The organism is Marinobacter sp. V032 (assembly GCF_052645435.1).
The window spans coordinates 44,665-62,467 of sequence record NZ_JBQXYE010000005.1; the positions used below are offsets into that span (position 1 = coordinate 44,665).

Annotated in this window: 12 protein-coding genes; 2 read left to right on the forward strand and 10 right to left on the reverse strand. The window is 56.5% G+C overall.

The features are described 5' to 3' along the window. Positions 1–35 precede the first annotated feature (35 nt). The 3 genes from ribD to glyA form a co-directional block, all read right to left on the reverse strand. Entirely contained in the window at positions 36–1,127 is a 1,092-nt protein-coding gene (gene ribD, locus ACUN9X_RS17265; protein ID WP_260038240.1) for a bifunctional diaminohydroxyphosphoribosylaminopyrimidine deaminase/5-amino-6-(5-phosphoribosylamino)uracil reductase RibD, read from the reverse strand. Positions 1,128–1,177: 50 nt separating this feature from the next. Continuing rightward, positions 1,178–1,696: a transcriptional regulator NrdR gene (gene nrdR / locus ACUN9X_RS17270; RefSeq protein WP_260038023.1), complete on the reverse strand. Its 519-nt coding sequence runs from the start codon at positions 1,694–1,696 to the stop codon at positions 1,178–1,180. A gap of 98 nt (positions 1,697–1,794) precedes the next feature. Then, complete coding sequence (gene glyA, locus ACUN9X_RS17275; protein WP_260038024.1) at positions 1,795–3,054, reverse strand: serine hydroxymethyltransferase; 1,260 nt, start codon at positions 3,052–3,054, stop codon at positions 1,795–1,797. Between the two features lie 403 nt (positions 3,055–3,457). Here glyA and ettA point away from each other — a divergent pair, with 403 nt between their 5' ends. Together ettA and radA are read left to right on the forward strand one after the other, a co-directional pair. Then, positions 3,458–5,119, forward strand: a complete 1,662-nt coding sequence (gene ettA, locus ACUN9X_RS17280) for an energy-dependent translational throttle protein EttA (protein WP_445473870.1) — start codon at positions 3,458–3,460, stop codon at positions 5,117–5,119. Positions 5,120–5,206: 87 nt separating this feature from the next. Beyond that, positions 5,207–6,595 carry a DNA repair protein RadA gene (gene radA, locus ACUN9X_RS17285; RefSeq protein ID WP_260038027.1) on the forward strand — a complete coding sequence of 463 codons (1,389 nt, stop codon included), beginning with the start codon at positions 5,207–5,209 and terminating at the stop codon, positions 6,593–6,595. Positions 6,596–6,604: 9 nt separating this feature from the next. Here radA and ACUN9X_RS17290 read toward each other — a convergent pair whose 3' ends face one another. The 7 genes from ACUN9X_RS17290 to aroK form a co-directional block, all read right to left on the reverse strand. Next, the gene (locus ACUN9X_RS17290) at positions 6,605–6,982 is read right to left on the reverse strand and encodes a PilZ domain-containing protein (RefSeq protein WP_260038028.1); all 378 of its coding nucleotides are present in this window, start codon (positions 6,980–6,982) and stop codon (positions 6,605–6,607) included. A gap of 106 nt (positions 6,983–7,088) precedes the next feature. Beyond that, positions 7,089–8,156, reverse strand: a complete 1,068-nt coding sequence (gene hemE / locus ACUN9X_RS17295) for a uroporphyrinogen decarboxylase (protein ID WP_260038029.1) — start codon at positions 8,154–8,156, stop codon at positions 7,089–7,091. An 82-nt stretch (positions 8,157–8,238) separates the two neighbouring features. After that, positions 8,239–9,657, reverse strand: a complete 1,419-nt coding sequence (locus ACUN9X_RS17300; protein ID WP_279307122.1) for an FAD-dependent oxidoreductase — start codon at positions 9,655–9,657, stop codon at positions 8,239–8,241. Between the two features lie 84 nt (positions 9,658–9,741). Continuing rightward, positions 9,742–14,190, reverse strand: coding sequence for a glutamate synthase large subunit (gene gltB, locus ACUN9X_RS17305; protein ID WP_260038030.1), 4,449 nt, complete (start codon positions 14,188–14,190; stop codon positions 9,742–9,744). Between the two features lie 251 nt (positions 14,191–14,441). Then, positions 14,442–16,073, reverse strand: coding sequence for an AAA family ATPase (locus ACUN9X_RS17310; protein ID WP_260038031.1), 1,632 nt, complete (start codon positions 16,071–16,073; stop codon positions 14,442–14,444). A 33-nt stretch (positions 16,074–16,106) separates the two neighbouring features. Continuing rightward, positions 16,107–17,195: a 3-dehydroquinate synthase gene (aroB, locus tag ACUN9X_RS17315; protein WP_260038032.1), complete on the reverse strand. Its 1,089-nt coding sequence runs from the start codon at positions 17,193–17,195 to the stop codon at positions 16,107–16,109. After that, positions 17,188–17,754 carry a shikimate kinase AroK gene (aroK, locus tag ACUN9X_RS17320; RefSeq protein ID WP_260038033.1) on the reverse strand — a complete coding sequence of 189 codons (567 nt, stop codon included), beginning with the start codon at positions 17,752–17,754 and terminating at the stop codon, positions 17,188–17,190. The genes aroB and aroK overlap by 8 nt, the downstream gene beginning before the upstream one ends. Positions 17,755–17,803: the final 49 nt, after the last annotated feature.

A 17,803-nucleotide genomic window follows, 5' to 3' on the forward strand; every position in this document is an offset into this window, starting at 1 on the left:
GGCAGTTAAGCTGCCTGGCCCGCATTCATCTCCGATTATTGCGGAGTGAGAATCAAACGCTGATCCTTCCCAATCTGGCGGCGATCCGTGACCTGCCATCGTTTACTATCTGCCATGCGATCGATCGCCAGCATGACTGTCGGCATACCGCGGCTGCCGAGAAAAACCGGCGCCTGATACAACCAGAATTCATCCACTTTACCCGCAGCAACGAAAGCGCCAGCGAGCGTGGGGCCGGCTTCAACCAGCACCTCATTAATATCAGCGGCGGCCAGCATACCCAAAACGGCATCAAGACAGAGCGCGCCGTCCGTCAATGGCACGCTGCGGACATCGCCTCCCGCATCACGTAGATGCTGAGCTGCTTCTGAATCCAGCTGCTTCGGCTCACAGACAACCCACACCTTACCCGTTGCCAGTATTTTAGCGGCGGGCGGCGTTCTCAGCTGTCGATCCAGCACAACTCGCAGGGGCTGCTGGCGAGGCAAAGTTGCGGCACCCGGCGACCCCATCTGTTCGGGCCTTACGGTCAGGGACGGATCATCTGCCAAAACCGTACCAACGCCAGTTACTATCGCGGCGCTCCTGGCTCTCAGCCGCTGCACATCCGAACGCGCTTCAGCACCGGTCACCCACTGACTCTCACCCGATGCCATTGCCGTGCGGCCATCCAGGCTGGCCGCGACTTTCACCCTCACAAAAGGCTGCCCATCGCGCATTCGCCGAAAGAACCCCGGGTTGAGCTTTTCCGCTTCACCGGCCAGCACATTGTCAGTGACGTCAATACCGGCATCGCGCAATCGCTGTAGTCCACGACCGGCCACCTCGGGGTTGGGGTCTGTCATGGCGACCACAACCCGGGCAACTCCCGCCTGCACCAATGCATCGGCGCAAGGGGGGGTACGACCGAAGTGACTACAGGGCTCCAACGTCACGTAGGCAGTAGCGCCGGCAGCCTGGGCTCCGGCCTTTGCCAGCGCGTTGACTTCCGCGTGCCCCTCCCCGGCATATTGATGCCAGCCTTCGGCGATTATCTCGCCGTTTTGGGCAATCACGCAGCCGACTCGAGGGTTGGGATGCGTCGAATAGCGCCCCCGCCAAGCCAGCTCAATGGCTTTAGCCATCATCCGGATATCCAGAGCTGCCTGCGCTTCCTCAAATGCCACGCCGACCAACCTCAGCCCTTGGGCTTGTCGGGCGCAGCCAGCGCATTCGCGACGTCAACGGGGTCAGCTTTGTCCCCCATGTGCACACTCAGGCGCTCAATCTCTTCCTTGAATTCGTTAATATCCTGGAAACTGCGATAAACCGAAGCGAACCGAACGTAGGCGACCTTATCGAGTTGACGCAACTCGATCATTACCTCCTCACCCAGCTCCATAGATTTAATTTCCCGCTCGCCCTTTGCACGAAGCCGGAACTTGATCCGGTTCAGCGACGCTTCTATTTCCTCGATGCTTACCGGCCGCTTTTCCAGTGCTTTCATAATGCCTGATCGCAGCTTCTCTTCGTCGAACGGCTGACGCGTGCCATCCTGTTTGACGACTCTGGGCATCACCAGTTCAGCAGATTCGAAGGTCGTAAAACGCTCTTTGCAGGACAGACATTCACGGCGACGGCGCACCTGATCGCCCTCGGCAACCAGTCTTGAGTCGATAACCTTGGTATCCGCTTCACCGCAAAAAGGACAGTGCATCTTGAAAGCTCCGGGAGAACGGGTGCCGGGCACCCGTCTGTTCTGGCTAAGTCCGCATCAATTATTCCTGCCGACACAATAACTGTCGGCGGGAAGGATCAGGAGGTCGCGTAAACCGGGAAGCGAGCGCACAGCTCTTTGACTTGCTCACGCACCCGGGTGTTGAGCTCTTCGTTTTCCAGGTCGTCCAGAATGTCACACATCCAGGTCGCCAGATCGCGACACTCGGACTCACCGAAACCACGCGTTGTGACAGCAGGCGTGCCAACACGCAGGCCAGAGGTTACGAAAGGTGAGCGCGGGTCATTCGGAACCGCGTTCTTGTTGACCGTAATATGGGCTTTACCCAGTGCAGCGTCCGCATCTTTGCCGGTGATGTCCTGCTTGATCAGGCTGACGAGGAACAAGTGGTTCTCCGTGCCACCGGAGACTACGTCGTAGCCCCGCTCAACAAAAACACCAGCCATGGCCTTGGCGTTCTTGACGACCTGCTGCTGATAAGCGCGGAACTCATCGCTCATGGCCTCTTTGAAACAAATAGCCTTGCCAGCAATGACGTGCATCAGTGGGCCGCCCTGGCCGCCCGGGAATACGGCAGAATTCAGCTTCTTCTGAATATCTTCGTCCGCACAGGCGAGAATAAGGCCGCCGCGTGGACCGCGCAGGGTTTTATGGGTTGTGGTGGTCACCACGTGGGCATGAGGCATCGGGTCAGGATAAACACCTGCCGCCACCAAGCCTGCAACGTGTGCCATATCGACAAACAGGTAGGCACCCACTTTGTCGGCAATCTCGCGGAAGCGCGCGAAATCAAGATACTGTGAGTACGCCGAGAAGCCAGCCACAATCATCTTGGGCTTGTGCTCAACTGCCAGACGCTCGACATCGTCGTAGTCGATCAGTCCGGTTTCAGGATTGAGACCATACTGAACTGCGTTATAGATTTTGCCGGAGAAACTGACCGAGGCACCATGAGTCAGGTGGCCACCGTGGGCCAGGCTCATACCCAGCACCGTATCGCCGGGCTTGACTAGCGCCATGTAAACCGCGCTATTCGCCTGTGAACCGGAGTGCGGCTGAACGTTGGCATAAGCGGCGCCAAACAGTTCTTTCGCGCGGTCAATTGCCAGTGCTTCGACCACATCAACGTGCTCACAGCCACCGTAGTAGCGCTTGCCGGGATAGCCTTCCGCATATTTGTTGGTCAGCACAGAACCCTGTGCTTCCATGACTCGCGGGCTGGTGTAGTTTTCGGACGCAATCAGCTCAATATGAGCTTCCTGACGCTCGCTTTCGGCCTGGATGGCGTTCCAGACATCATCGTCATAGCCTGCAATTTTCATTTCGCGAGTAAACATGGATGCGCTGCCCCTGTAGTGGCTAAACAGTGTCAAATGAAGGGCCGGTATTCTAGCTTAAAACAGCGGCAAAAATCATCTTTTAAGCCGCATCGTAGGGGTTTATCGCAGCAATGCCTCCGGCCGGCAGCCAATTGCCAAAGCCCCCCTGTTTCGCTACCGTAAGAAACCCTCAGAATATGACCATTTTCGGCGCTGCCCTCTTTACTCATAGCAACGCCGTACGTCCCGAACCCAGTGAGGGTATTGCAAACCGTCGCGCGCAATGGCCAGACATGTCGAGTACACGCGGAAAGGCGCTATTTACTCATCGTAAATAAGCGTTTCAAGCGGACCGCCAGCGGTGCACGGCCAAGCACAGCCGTTTTGCAACAGCCTCCATCAACAAGGATACCGCCTGACCATGGCCCAATACGTCTATACCATGAACCGCGTTGGCAAAGTGGTACCGCCAAAACGCGAAATCCTCAAAGACATTTCCCTGAGCTTCTATCCTGGCGCCAAAATCGGCGTGCTTGGCCTGAATGGTTCCGGTAAATCATCATTGTTGCGCATCATGGCGGGCATTGACGAAGATTATCTGGGCGAAGCCCGCCCCCAACCCGGCATTAACATTGGCTATCTGCCGCAGGAACCAGAACTGGACGAAAGCAAAACCGTGCGAGAGATCGTCGAAGAGTCGGTCGCGGCTGTACACGACGCCCTGGCCGAGCTGGATCAGGTTTACGCAGCCTACGCCGAGCCGGATGCCGATTTTGATGCACTGGCCAAAAAGCAGGGTGAGCTTGAAGCCCTGATTCAGGCCACCGACGGCCACGATATCGAGCGCAAGCTGGAAGTCGCTGCTGACGCGCTGCGCCTGCCGGCCTGGGATGCTAACGTAACAACCCTGTCGGGTGGTGAGCGCCGCCGTGTGGCGCTGTGCCGCCTGCTTCTGTCCAGCCCTGACATGCTGCTGCTTGACGAGCCGACGAACCACCTGGACGCCGAATCCGTCGCCTGGCTGGAGCGCTTCCTGCACGACTACAGCGGCACGGTGGTCGCCATCACCCACGACCGCTATTTCCTCGACAATGTCGCCGGCTGGATTCTCGAACTGGACCGTGGCCAGGGCATCCCCCACGAAGGCAATTACAGCCAGTGGCTGGAAGCGAAAGAGCAACGTCTGGCGGTGGAAGCCAAACAGGAAGTGGCTCGCCAGAAATCGATCAAACAAGAGCTTGAGTGGGTTCGCAGCAATGCAAAGGGGCGTCAGTCCAAGAGCAAGTCACGCCTGGCCCGCTTTGAAGAACTGAGTTCGCAGGATTTCCAGAAGCGGAACGAAACCAACGAGCTCTACATTCCGCCCGGGCCGCGTCTCGGCGATAAGGTCATTGAAGTTGATGGCGTGAGCAAGAGCTTCGACGGCATACTGCTATACGAAAACCTGTCATTCAATGTCCCGCCGGGGTCCATTGTCGGCATTATCGGGGGGAACGGTGCCGGTAAATCTACCCTGTTCAGAATGATGGCCGGCAAGGACGAACCCGATACCGGCACAATCTCCATCGGCGAATCCGTCAAGCTGGCCTACGTGGATCAGATGCGGGATCTGGATGGCGACAAAACAGTATGGGAAGAGCTCAGTGACGGGCTCGACATCATGCAGGTTGGCAACTACCAGACCCCCTCTCGCGCCTATGTTGGTCGCTTCAACTTCAAGGGTAGCGATCAGCAAAAGCGGGTCGGCGATCTTTCCGGCGGTGAACGCAACCGACTGCACCTGGCTAAACTACTGAAAGAAGGCGGCAACGTGCTGCTGCTGGATGAGCCCACCAACGATCTGGACGTTGAAACCCTGCGTGCACTGGAAGATGCCATTCTGAACTTCCCCGGTTGTGCGATGGTCATTTCGCACGACCGCTGGTTCCTTGACCGGGTTGCGACTCATATCCTCGCGTTTGAAGGTGACAGTGAAGTCGTGTTCTTTGAAGGCAACTTCAGCGAATACGACGAAGACCATAAAAAACGCAAAGGCGACTCCGCAATGGTGCCCCAGCGTATGAAGTACAAGAAACTGGCGTAGTCTTCTGCCTTCGGGCAGCAACCAATACCGCCGGCCTCGAATTCCGAAGCCGGCGCAACCCTCTTTCTTTTTCCTACCGGGCGAACCATGGCAAAAACCAAAACGGCTTATGTCTGCACAGAATGTGGCGCCGACTACGCCAAGTGGCAGGGCCAGTGCACGGCGTGCTCCGCATGGAACACCATCAGCGAGATGCGCGGTGTTAGCGCGAACAGCAGCGGAGGAAACCAGCGCGGCTCGCGCTTTGAGGGATTTGCCGGCAGCCTTTCCGGCGTTCAATCGTTGGATTCCATCAGTTTGTCCGAGCAATCGCGAATCAGTTCGGGCATGCGTGAACTGGATCGGGTGTTGGGTGGCGGGCTGGTCGAAGGTTCGGCCATCCTGATGGGCGGACATCCAGGTGCGGGCAAAAGTACGCTCCTGCTGCAAACGGTCTGCAACCTTGCCCAGCAACTTCCCGCGCTCTATGTCACCGGCGAAGAATCACTGCAACAGGTTGCTCTTCGGGCCCAGCGTCTTGGCGTGCCAACCAAAGACCTCAAGATGCTCTCAGAAACCAGCGTCGAGCGCATTATCCAGATCGCAGAGGTCGAAAAGCCCCGCATTCTGGTGGTCGACAGTATCCAGGTCATGCACATCAGCGATGTCGAATCGGCGCCTGGCAGCGTATCCCAGGTACGCGAAAGCGCGGCTTACCTTACGCGGTTTGCCAAGCAGACCGGAACGATTCTGTTCCTCGTCGGTCACGTGACCAAAGACGGCAGCCTGGCAGGTCCCAAGGTGCTTGAGCACATGATCGATTGTTCAATTTTGCTGGAAGGCTCGAGCGACAGTCGCTACCGCACCTTGCGAGGCATCAAGAACCGCTTTGGCGCCGTCAACGAGCTCGGCGTGTTCGCAATGCTTGAACAGGGACTTAAAGAGGTCAAAAACCCCAGCGCCATCTTCCTTAACAGAGGTGACGAAGCGGCGCCCGGCAGCGTGGTAATGGTTGTCTGGGAAGGCACGCGACCGATGCTGGTCGAGATTCAGGCGCTGGTAGATGTTGCTCAGGGCAGCTACCCACGACGGGTTGCGGTGGGGCTCGATCAAAACCGCCTGGCGATGTTACTGGCAGTGCTACACCGTCACGGCAGCATGCACTGTGCCGATCAGGACGTTTTTATAAACGTGGTGGGCGGCGTCAAAGTCTACGAAACCAGTGCCGACCTGGCGCTACTCGCAGCAGTGGTGTCGTCGTTCCGGGATCGCACCCTGCCCCAGGATCTCGTGATATTCGGAGAAGTTGGCCTGTCCGGTGAAATTCGGCCGGTACCCAGCGGTCAGGAGAGAATCTACGAGGCAGCCAAACACGGCTTCACCCGGGCGCTGGTACCCAAAGCCAATGCTCCCAGAAAACCGGTTGAAGGCATGAAGGTGATTGCGGTATCGAAACTCAGCGAAGCGATTGACGCTCTGCTCGATCTGGGCGACTGATCTGACAGGCTATTGCTCGCCCAGAAAGCTCAATTCGCGGTTCAGCAAGGCCGGATCGCCAAGGTTCAATTCGACCAGACGCTTGAGGTGGGTGGCACTGTCGAGATCAATGTACTCGCACTTGAAGCCCAGATGATTGGGCTCGATATGGCAGAGGTTCACAGCCATCACAATGCCCGCGTCCAGCTCATTCAGGTGAATGGTAATTTCGAAGGGTTGGTTAAGGGGCACGCGCCAGCCCTCCGGCCGCCGCAACAGTACCCCTTTCATCGAGATATCGAGCACCTGGCTGTGCCAGGTTTCTTCGCCAGAGTGCAATTCGCAGGGCGCATCGAACAAAATCCGATGGAAGCGTCTTCGATTATCTGCTTTCGAGTGGTCTGCCATAACCTGAATCCCTGCCTGTTCTGAACGCCGGTATCGGCTCAATATAGCGCGCGATACTGGTGGTCACCACTCGGAAATCAAATAAACCCTGTCACTGCAACCCAGATTATCCCTTGTGATAAGCGCCGCTAAGTTCAACCACAGCTTCAATGAAGGCACCGGCATTGGCCGGGTCTACCTCTGGCGTAATGCCATGCCCGAGATTGAAAATGTGGCCGGGGCCGGAGCCATACCGTGACAGGATATAGGCGACTTCTTCACGAATGCGTTCAGGTGGCGCATACAGCATTGTCGGGTCCATATTGCCCTGCAAGGCAACGCGGTCGCCTACCCGTGCGCGGGCGTTGCCAATGTCCGTCGTCCAGTCCAGGCCCAGCGCATCAGCGCCGGTTTCAGCCATGGACTCCAGCCACTGACCGCCGTTTTTCGTGAACAGCACCACCGGCACTCGGCGGCCGTCATGCTCACGAATCAAACCATCGACGATTTTCTTCATATAAGCCAGAGAGAACTCGGCATAGGCCCACGAGGACAGTGCGCCACCCCAGGTATCGAAAATCTGGATCGCCTGGGCACCCGCCTTTATCTGCCCGTTAAGATAGCCCGTAACCGCGGTTGCGAGCTTGTCGAGCAAGGCATGCATCACCTGTGGCTCGGTGTACATCAGCCGCTTGGCTTCCCTGAAGTCTTTGGAAGATCCGCCCTCGACCATGTACGTAGCCAGCGTCCAGGGACTGCCCGAGAAGCCGATCAACGGTACTCGTCCACCCAGAGCGCCGCGTATGGTGGAGACTGCCGCCATCACGTAATCGAGATCGACCTCCGCGTCGAGAGCGGGCAATGCCGCCACATCTGCCGCTGAGCGTACCGTGTGCCTGAACTTCGGCCCCTCACCGGTCTCGAAATACAACCCGAGCCCCATTGCGTCCGGGATGGTGAGAATGTCCGAAAACAGAATCGCCGCATCCAGAGGGTAGCGCTCCAACGGCTGCAGCGTGACTTCACATGCCAACGGCGTGTTCTTGCAAAGGCTCAGGAAGTCGCCGGCCTTTTCCCGGGTGGCCCGGTATTCCGGCAGATAACGGCCTGCCTGGCGCATCATCCATACTGGTGTACGGTCAACGGGCTGGCGCATCAGTGCGCGCAGAAGGCGGTCATTCTTCAGTTCGGACATACCACTCTCTTTGTCAGCCGTCACAGGCGCAGAGTGCGCCGGCAACGTAGCAGTTCATGTTCTGGATCACGCGAGGCGCGAGTCAGACATCCAGATAATCCAGTATACCTTCAGCAGCCTGACGGCCTTCCCAGATAGCAGTTACGACCAGATCCGAACCACGGACCATGTCGCCACCGGCAAAAATTTTGGGATTAGACGTCTGGAACTGGAATTCGCTCTCTTCCGGGGCGGTCACCCGGCCAGAATCATCGATCGCCACATTCAGCGGCTGAAACCAGTCAGCAGGGCTTGGACGGAAACCGAAAGCCACCAGCACCGCATCAGCAGGAATGACTTCTTCGCTGCCTGGCACCACTTCCGGACGACGACGTCCGTTGTTGTCAGGTTCACCCAGACGGGTCTGAACTACTTTTACACCCTCAACCCGGTCTTCGCCGATAATGGCGATAGGCTGACGGTTGAACATGAACTTCACGCCCTCTTCCTTGGCGTTAGCCACTTCCCGGCGAGAACCGGGCATGTTGGCTTCGTCACGGCGATAGGCGCAAGTGACACTCGCCGCCTGCTGACGGATTGCAGTCCGGTTGCAATCCATCGCGGTATCGCCGCCACCCAGGACGACAACGCGCTTGTCTTTCATGTCGATGAAGCTGGCTTCGTCGGTTTCAAAACCAAGACGCCGGTCGACGTTCGAAATCAGATACGGCAAGGCATCATGAACACCACCAAGCTCTTCGCCAGGGAAGCCACCCTTCATGTATGTGTAGGTCCCCATGCCCATGAACACAGCATCATAGTCATCAATGATGTCTTCAAGCAGCACGTCTTTGCCCACTTCAGTTGCCAGGCGGAATTCAACACCCATGGATTCGAAGATTTCACGACGCCGGGCCATGACCGTCTTTTCCAGCTTGAACTCGGGAATCCCGAAGGTCAGCAGGCCACCGATTTCAGGGTAGCGATCGAATACGACCGGCTTAACCCCGTTACGTGCCAGGATATCAGCGCATCCCAGACCAGCAGGACCGGCACCAATTACAGCCACTTTTTTATCTGTCCACTTGACGTGAGACACATCAGGACGCCAGCCCAGCGCGAAAGCGGTATCCGTAATGTATTTCTCAACAGAACCGATGGTGACTGCACCAAAACCGTCATTCAGCGTACAGGCGCCTTCACACAGACGATCCTGCGGACAGACCCGACCGCAGACTTCCGGCAGTGAGTTCGTTTGATGGCACAGCTCCGCTGCTTCCAGCAGATTGCCTTCCGACACCAGCTTCAGCCAGTTCGGAATATAGTTGTGTACCGGGCACTTCCATTCACAGTACGGGTTACCGCAATGCAGGCAGCGATGTGCCTGACTCGCCGCATCATCCTGCTTGAACGGATGGTAAATTTCACCGAACTCCTTCTTGCGCTTCCGCGCAGGCACCTTCTTCGGATCAACCCGCCCCACTTCGATAAACTGGAAATCGTTATTTAATCTCTCTTTCATCACGCGACTCTCAATTATTCAATTTCGATGCACTTGCAACGCCTGTGCGCCCCACAACCTGAGCTATTTACTCAGGAGAGCCCGTTATTCCGGGCGCCCGCGGGTGCTTGCCAGCAGTGAGCGAAGATTTGCAGCCTTCGGTTTCACCAGCCAGAAGCGGCCAAGGTAGTCATCGAAATTATCAAGCAGGTGTTCAGCCCACTCGCTCTGAGTTTCTGCAACGTGCTCTCGAATAACACCGCGCAGATGATTCCGGTACGGCTCCATATCTTCACTGGAGATACGCTGAATTTCGACCAACTCGTGGTTGTACTTGTCGACAAACGTGTTCTTCTGATCCAGCACATAAGCAAAGCCACCGGTCATACCGGCACCAAAGTTATGACCTGTCGTGCCAAGAACAGTGACCAGTCCACCGGTCATGTACTCACAACAGTGATCACCAACACCCTCGACAACAGCGTGGGCGCCAGAGTTACGAACACCAAAACGCTCACCGGCAGTACCTGCAGCAAACAGCTTGCCGCCGGTTGCACCGTAAAGACAGGTGTTGCCGATAATCGAGGTTTCCTGGGTCTTGAATGTGCTCTGGCGCGGTGGACGTACCACCAGCTTGCCGCCGGTCATGCCTTTGCCGACATAGTCATTGGCATCACCTTCAAGAATCAGGTTGAGACCACCGACGTTCCAGACACCGAAGCTCTGGCCGGCCGTTCCGGTCAGCTCCAATGTGATCGGCGCTCCAGCCATCCCCTGATTGCCATGCAACTGGGCGATTTCACCGGAAATCCGGGCACCGATGGAGCGATCACAGTTCGTGACCCGATAGGACCAGGTGCCGCCCACTTTGCCAGTGACAGCATCCATAACGTCACCCACCATTTGTTCGGCCAGCGAGCCTTGGTCAAATGGCTTGTTGCGCTCAACCTGACAGGTATGAGGTTTGTCTGCCGGAATCAGATCATTGCCAAGGATCGGGCTCAGATCCAGCTTGCTTTGCCGCGCCGTATCGCCGGGCAGACGCTCCAGCAGATCGGTACGACCAACCAGCTCTTCGAGTGAACGAACACCAAGCTTGGCCATCCATTCCCGGGTCTCTGCCGCAACAAAACGGAAGAAGTTCATCGCCATTTCAACAGTGCCGTTGAAATGCTCATCCCGCAGGCGCTCGTTCTGGGTTGCAACACCTGTAGCGCAGTTATTCAAATGACAGATTCGAAGATATTTGCAGCCCAGCGCGACCATCGGTGTGGTACCAAAGCCAAAGCTCTCAGCACCCAGGATCGCGGCCTTCACCACATCCAGACCTGTCTTCAGGCCACCGTCTGTCTGCAGACGGATCTTGCCACGCAGGTCGTTCGAACGCAGTGCTTGCTGGGTTTCACTCAGCCCCAGCTCCCACGGAGAGCCGGCATACCGGATCGATGTCAACGGACTTGCAGCCGTGCCACCGTCATAACCGGAGACGGTAATCAGGTCGGCATAGGCCTTCGCGACACCCGCCGCAATCGTGCCGACACCTGGCTCTGATACCAGCTTCACCGACACCAGCGCTTTGGGGTTGACCTGCTTGAGGTCGAAGATCAGCTGAGCAAGATCTTCAATCGAATAGATATCGTGGTGCGGCGGTGGCGAAATCAGGGTTACGCCCGGCACTGAATATCGCAGGCGGGCGATCAGTTCATTTACCTTGCCGCCCGGTAGCTGACCACCTTCACCGGGCTTGGCGCCCTGAGCCACCTTGATCTGCATAACGTCAGCGCTGCGCAGATATTCAGCGGTAACACCAAACCGGCCGGACGCCACCTGCTTGATCTTGGAGCGACGATCAGTCCCGTAACGAGCCGAATCTTCACCGCCCTCACCCGAATTGGACCGGCCACCCAGAGTATTCATGGCGACGGCCAGTGCCTCATGCGCCTCCGGCGACAGCGCACCCAGCGACATAGCCGCCGAGTCGAACCGTGGGAATATCGCTTCAACCGGCTCAACATCATTGATATCGATTGCCTTGATACCGGCTTTGAAGGTCAACAAATCACGCAGTGTGGCGACAGGCCGTTCATTCACCAACGCCGCATATTCGCGATACACACCATATTCACCGGAGGAGACCGCTTGCTGCAGTGTATTCACCACATCGGGATTGAAGGCGTGATATTCCTGGCCGTGGACATACTTGAGTAGCCCGCCCTGGGAGATCGGCTTGCGCTTTTTCCAGGCAACACCAGCAAGCAATTCCTGATCTTGCTGGAAATCATGGAAACCGGCGCCTTTTATGCGGCTTGGCACACCCCGGAAGCAGAGATCAACGACCTCTTCGTCCAGACCAATGGCTTCAAAAAGCTGCGCACCACGATAGGAGGCGATCGTTGAAATCCCCATCTTGGACAGGATTTTCAGCAGCCCCTTATTGATACCCTTGCGGTAGTTATTCTTCGCTTCAATCGGATCCATCATGACTTCGCCGGTGCGAATCAGATCATTCAGGATCTGGTATGACAGGTAGGGATAAACCGCCGTCGCACCAAAGCCGAACAGCACCGCAAACTGGTGCGAATCCCGGGCCCAACCGGTTTCGACAATCAGGTTGGAATCACAGCGCAGACCAATCTCGCTCAAGTGATGGTGAACAGCCGCTGTCGCCATCAGCGCATTGATCGGCAATTCGCCCTGCACCAGATCTTTGTCCGTCAGGATCAGCAATACCTTGCCGTTACGTACCGCTTGCTCTGCCTCGGCACAAACCGCTTCAACGGCCTTCTTCAAGCCCAGTTCAGGACTGTAGCTCAGGCGGATACGGATCGCCTCGAAGCCCGGGCGATCATTATTTTCGATACGCAAAAACTTCGCGGGCGACAGAACCGGTGTTGAAAGGATAATCCGGTTGGCATGCTCCGGTGACTCTTCAAACACATTCCGTTCGGCGCCAATACAGGTTTCGAGCGACATGACGATCGATTCCCTCAGCGGGTCGATCGCCGGGTTGGTGACCTGCGCGAACTTCTGACGGAAATAGTCGGCGACGTGACGAACCCTGCTGGACAGAACAGCCATCGGGGTGTCGTCACCCATTGAGCCCACTGCTTCCTGGCCGTTTTCGGCCATAGGACGCAGTACCTGATCCCGCTCTTCAAACGACACATGGAACATCTTCTGATGAACTTGCAGTTCGTCGCTGTCCATCAGGCTGAATTCAGGCGTGTCCTGGTTCAGGGTTGCTTCAACGCGTAACGCGTTCTCGCGCAGCCAGCGTTTGTAGGGCTGACTGCTCTTGAGGCGGTCGTCAATGTCCTTGGTGTGCAGCACTTCGCCAGATTCAGTATCAATAGCCAGCATCTGGCCAGGCCCCACGCGGCCCTTGGCAACAACATCTTCCGGCTTGTAGCCGTAGGTGCCAATTTCGGATGCCAGTGTGATGAAATCATCTTTGGTGATAACCCAGCGAGCTGGACGCAAACCGTTCCGGTCCAACATACAAACCGCATAACGCCCGTCTGAAAGTACCAGACCAGCGGGACCATCCCACGGCTCCATGTGCATCGAGTTGTACTCGTAGAACGCACGCAACTCGGAATCCATGGTGTCGACATTCTGCCACGCCGGCGGAATCATCATTCGAACGGCGCGGAACAGATCAACACCACCTGCAAGCAGGATCTCCAGCATATTATCCATGCTGGATGAGTCTGAACCGGTCCGATTGACCAGGGGCTGCAGGGTTTGCAGATCCGGGAGTTCCGGGGACTTGAATTTGGAAGCACGGGCAATGGCCCAGTTGCGGTTACCTTCTACCGTATTGATCTCGCCGTTGTGGGCAAGGAAACGGAACGGCTGAGCCAGCGGCCACCGCGGCATGGTGTTGGTCGAAAAACGCTGGTGAAAAACACAGATCGCGGTGTGCAGGTCAGGATCGCCGAGATCCGTGTAGAAAGTCGGCAAATCGGCCGGCATCATCAGGCCTTTGTACGCCAGTGTCTTGTGCGACAGGCTACAGATATAGAATTCACTGTCTTCCGCCATATCTTTTTCTGTATGGCGACGACCGAGAAACATGCTGATGGCGAATTCGCGCTCACTCTTGCCGGCAGGCTCGACAAACACCTGCTCAATGCGCGGCAGGCAGTCCAGCGCCATGGGTCCAAGACAGCTGCTATCCGTTGGCACTTCACGCCAACCGACAACTTCAAGACCTTGCGCTACCAGGTTCTTTTCGAGTGTGGACCGGCCATGCGCTGCTTTTTGCTCGTCCTGATCCAGAAAAATCATGCCGATGCCGTAAAGCTCGCCCAGGGTTTTACCCAGGCTCTCCTTGGCTGCCTTGCGCAGAAACCCGTCAGGCTTCTGAAGCAACAAACCGCATCCGTCACCAGTCTTGCCGTCAGCTGCAATACCACCGCGGTGGGTCATGCAGGTGAGCGACTCGATGGCAGTTTGCAGCAACTTGTGGCTGACCTCGCCCTTCATGTGGGCTATCAGGCCAAATCCACAGTTGTCCCTGAACTCACTGGGATGATACAAACCTGTCATCATAAGCGTTCTCTCACATAAAAATTCTTTTCAATCAAAAGGATATGCAAAAATAATACACACACCGCCTTTTGACACTGAAAATGGGGGCTGGCTATTTTACATGCGCAGTAATACCTACTCAAATAATTGAGCATTTTTTAACGCATTTACGGAATAAAAACAGATGCCAACTGAGGTAAGAAAGAATAAAAACAGAGGTTAAGCGCTTAATGTCTCACTGGAAATCCAGCTAACCGCCACCCCTACAGCGCTCAAAAGCCACTAAATGCCCTGACCCAGGGCTCCTGCCTACCGAGTTTACCCGGGAGCGCTCCCAATTCACGATCAGCTTGCGCACGATCATCGAACTGTCCATAGAAGACAACATACCACGGTTTGCCCTTCCGTGTAGAGCGGGTATAGGTGAGTGCATCAACTTCCGGGTACTGATCCAGGAAGTTCAGCACCGTCTGCTCCTCATATCCAGCGATAAACTGGGCAGTCAGCCCTTTGCGCTTGCGGACCTGTGCAATCGGCAGAAACCGGTCCGGCCTGGCCGCACTGACGCCTTGCACCTGGGGAGCTTTGGGCTTTTTAGCTTTTTTCTCCGCCATCGCATCAGGAGCTGTCTCCACTGGCTTGATGGCGTCTTTCTTTGGAGCATCAGCAACACTTTCAGCGGAAGGCTTCGCTGTGGCCGGCTGAGGAGGCTCGGGCTTCGCATCTGTTTCAATCGGCGCGGTGGCCAGCTCAGCACTGTCGTCTGGGGCCGTGGAAGTATCCGGTACCGGCGCAGCCGGCTCTGCAACTTCCGAATCACTCACAACGCGCTCTACCGGGGCCTGGTTCGGCGAGACAGCTGGATCAGGACCAGATTCCGGAGCGATTGGTGCAGCCAAGCTCTCTTTCGCCGACTGGTCTTCCACAGCGGGACCCAGTCGAATCGTTTTGCGCTCTGGCACAACCACCGGTGAAGGATCGACCTGATTGGTCGCAACTGTCGAGTCGTATTGGCTCGACACGATAAACCATGATAATCCGAGCAGTATCAAACCACTTACCGGCCAGAGTAGACCGCGCATAACACCCTTCCCGGCCGCCTTTGCGGGAGCAGGTTGATGCCCCGCCATATCCAGCCAGACCGCCGGCGCTATACGCTTGAGCCGTCCGAAGCTCCCCTGACTCAGCTCATGCAACTGCTTCAGACGGGAAGATGACAGCAGCTGCGACGCATCCCCATTGGCCCGCTCTACTCTCGGCCTGAGATATTCCGCCAATTCTTCTCGCGTTAACGGTCGCAAATGCACCTGATGCACGCGCTCCTGATAAGCACCGCTATCACCGCTAAGCCCCAGCGACGCAACAAGCTTGTCCGAACCGGAAAACACAGGCACAGCACACTGACTGCAATCAGCTCCCCGATGGGCAGCCAGCAAAATATGGAGAACAGCTGACGGCATCTGGTCCGCGTCGTCAAAGAGCAGGACCAGTCGATTGCCTTTTCGAGTGGAGGTTTCACTCCAGCGGAAAAAGCCGAAGATAGCATCTCGCGCCGACTTGCCCGCACCTAGCCCTTGATGGGCGATACGAAGCAACAAGTCCGCGAGCGCCTGCTCACTGGTGACTTGAGAAACAGAAAAACGGTGAAAGCTCAGTTTTTCAGATTCACTTCGAACCAACTCCGCAAGCACACGGGTTTTGCCCGATCCTCGCTCGCCGGTCAGCAGCAGCATCAGATCGCCAAACGCAGCGAGATGACGAATCGTATCCAGGGCATATTGACGCTGGGCGCCGCCAAAGAAGGGCACATCCATCGAAAGAGGATCTTGCCCCAATCCGTAGCGCTCCTGCAGACGCGGGAAAAGACCACCAGCATCGCTGGCCAATACATCATCACTCGCCATTACGACCGTCCTTGCACGCCACGCCTAACACCCTCAACAACAGAAATGATCCAGCGTCTGCTGCAAATCAGCCTGCCGGAACGTATTGGATACAATTGCAGTTCCAACCGCCTCCAGCAGCACCAAATGCAAACTGCCATCAAGATTCTTCTTATCAACCGCCATCAACCGCAGAAAATCCTCTGCCGCCATCCCCTTCGGAGGGCTCAGAGGTAACGCGGCTTTCTCAATAACAGAGCGAATGCGAACCACGTCGCTGTCAGCAATCATACCGGCTCGTTGCGACAGATCGGCCGCCATCAGCATTCCGGCACCCACCGCCTGGCCGTGAAGCCAGCTGCCGTAGCCGGTATAGGTTTCGATTGCATGGCCAAACGTATGCCCCAGGTTCAGAATGGCGCGCAACCCACCTTCCCGTTCATCCACGGCCACCACTTCGGCCTTGCACAGGCAAGAACGGTATATGGCTTCGGCGAGCAACTCCGCGTCAAGCGCCATCAGGCCTGCAAGATTATCTTCGATCCATTCAAGGAACCCGGAATCGCGGATCAGGCCATATTTGATGACTTCAGCCAGACCCGCAGAAACCTCTTCGCTCGGCAGAGTTTTCAGGGTATCGGTATCGATCAGCACTACTTCGGGCTGATGAAACGCGCCAATCATGTTCTTGCCGAGCGGATGATTGATCCCGGTTTTACCGCCAACTGACGAATCGACCTGTGACAGCAGGGTCGTTGGAATCTGGATAAAAGCCACGCCTCGCTGGTAACTCGCCGCGGCAAAACCGGTCATGTCCCCCACCACACCGCCACCCAACGCGACCAGAGTAGTGCTGCGTGTATGCCGGCCTTCAAGCAATGCATCGAAAATAAGGTTCAGGGTTTGCCAGTTCTTATGTTGCTCGCCATCCGGCAACACAACAGAGTCGACCGCCTTGCCGGGAAAACATTTTGCTGCCTTATCCAGATATAACGGGCCAACAGCGTCATTCGTCACAATCAGCACCCGGTCCCCGGCCACGTAGGGCGTCAGATCCTCCTGCCCCAGCACACCAGCCCCAATCAATATGGGATAACTGCGGTCGCCCAGCTCAACGGACAGTCTGCGGGAAACTTCAGGCATGATTTTGACCTTCCTTCTTGATATGGCGCTTCTGACGAGGCGTTCTTGGCTGAATTCGGTTGACCAGCTGACGAACAACAAGGCGCGGGCTCTTCTTGTCAGTCATCATCACAATATCGGCGAGCTTGCTGTATAGCGGATCACGAAGGGAGAAGAGTTCACTCAGCACTGCCCGAGGATCATCCTGTTGAAGCAGTGGCCGATTGCGATCCCGACGCGTGCGCTCGTACTGCTGATCAACGGAGGTCTTCAGATAAATAACGGTCGCGGAGTGGCTCAGGTGTCGATGGTTTTCCTCGCGCATCACGGCGCCACCGCCCGTGGCAACGACCACGCCCTGCTCTCTGGATAGCTCTTCCAGAATGCTGGTTTCACGCGTCCGGAAACCCTCCTCACCTTCCACGTCAAATATCCAGGGGATATTGGCGCCGCACCGCTCTTCGATAAGTCGGTCCGAGTCGATGAAATGGTAACCCAGCTCGCGCGCGAGCATGCGCCCAATTGTACTCTTGCCTGCCCCCATGGGACCGACAATAACAATACGCTCTGGCAACGGCATAATGTCAGCTCAGTTCAATACAGGGCGCGAAGGATAGCACAGCGACGGA

What these genes read in the sequence shown, in the direction of transcription:
- gltB (WP_260038030.1), bottom strand. Translation starts at nt 14,190, where the DNA reads ATGATGACAGGTTTGTATCATCCCAGTGAGTTCAGGGACAACTGTGGA.
- ettA (WP_445473870.1), top strand. Translation starts at nt 3,458, where the DNA reads ATGGCCCAATACGTCTATACCATGAACCGCGTTGGCAAAGTGGTACCG.
- hemE (WP_260038029.1), bottom strand. Translation starts at nt 8,156, where the DNA reads ATGTCCGAACTGAAGAATGACCGCCTTCTGCGCGCACTGATGCGCCAG.
- ACUN9X_RS17310 (WP_260038031.1), bottom strand. Translation starts at nt 16,073, where the DNA reads ATGGCGAGTGATGATGTATTGGCCAGCGATGCTGGTGGTCTTTTCCCG.
- radA (WP_260038027.1), top strand. Translation starts at nt 5,207, where the DNA reads ATGGCAAAAACCAAAACGGCTTATGTCTGCACAGAATGTGGCGCCGAC.
- ribD (WP_260038240.1), bottom strand. Translation starts at nt 1,127, where the DNA reads ATGATGGCTAAAGCCATTGAGCTGGCTTGGCGGGGGCGCTATTCGACG.
- aroK (WP_260038033.1), bottom strand. Translation starts at nt 17,754, where the DNA reads ATGCCGTTGCCAGAGCGTATTGTTATTGTCGGTCCCATGGGGGCAGGC.
- ACUN9X_RS17300 (WP_279307122.1), bottom strand. Translation starts at nt 9,657, where the DNA reads ATGAAAGAGAGATTAAATAACGATTTCCAGTTTATCGAAGTGGGGCGG.
- aroB (WP_260038032.1), bottom strand. Translation starts at nt 17,195, where the DNA reads ATGCCTGAAGTTTCCCGCAGACTGTCCGTTGAGCTGGGCGACCGCAGT.
- ACUN9X_RS17290 (WP_260038028.1), bottom strand. Translation starts at nt 6,982, where the DNA reads ATGGCAGACCACTCGAAAGCAGATAATCGAAGACGCTTCCATCGGATT.
- nrdR (WP_260038023.1), bottom strand. Translation starts at nt 1,696, where the DNA reads ATGCACTGTCCTTTTTGCGGTGAAGCGGATACCAAGGTTATCGACTCA.
- glyA (WP_260038024.1), bottom strand. Translation starts at nt 3,054, where the DNA reads ATGTTTACTCGCGAAATGAAAATTGCAGGCTATGACGATGATGTCTGG.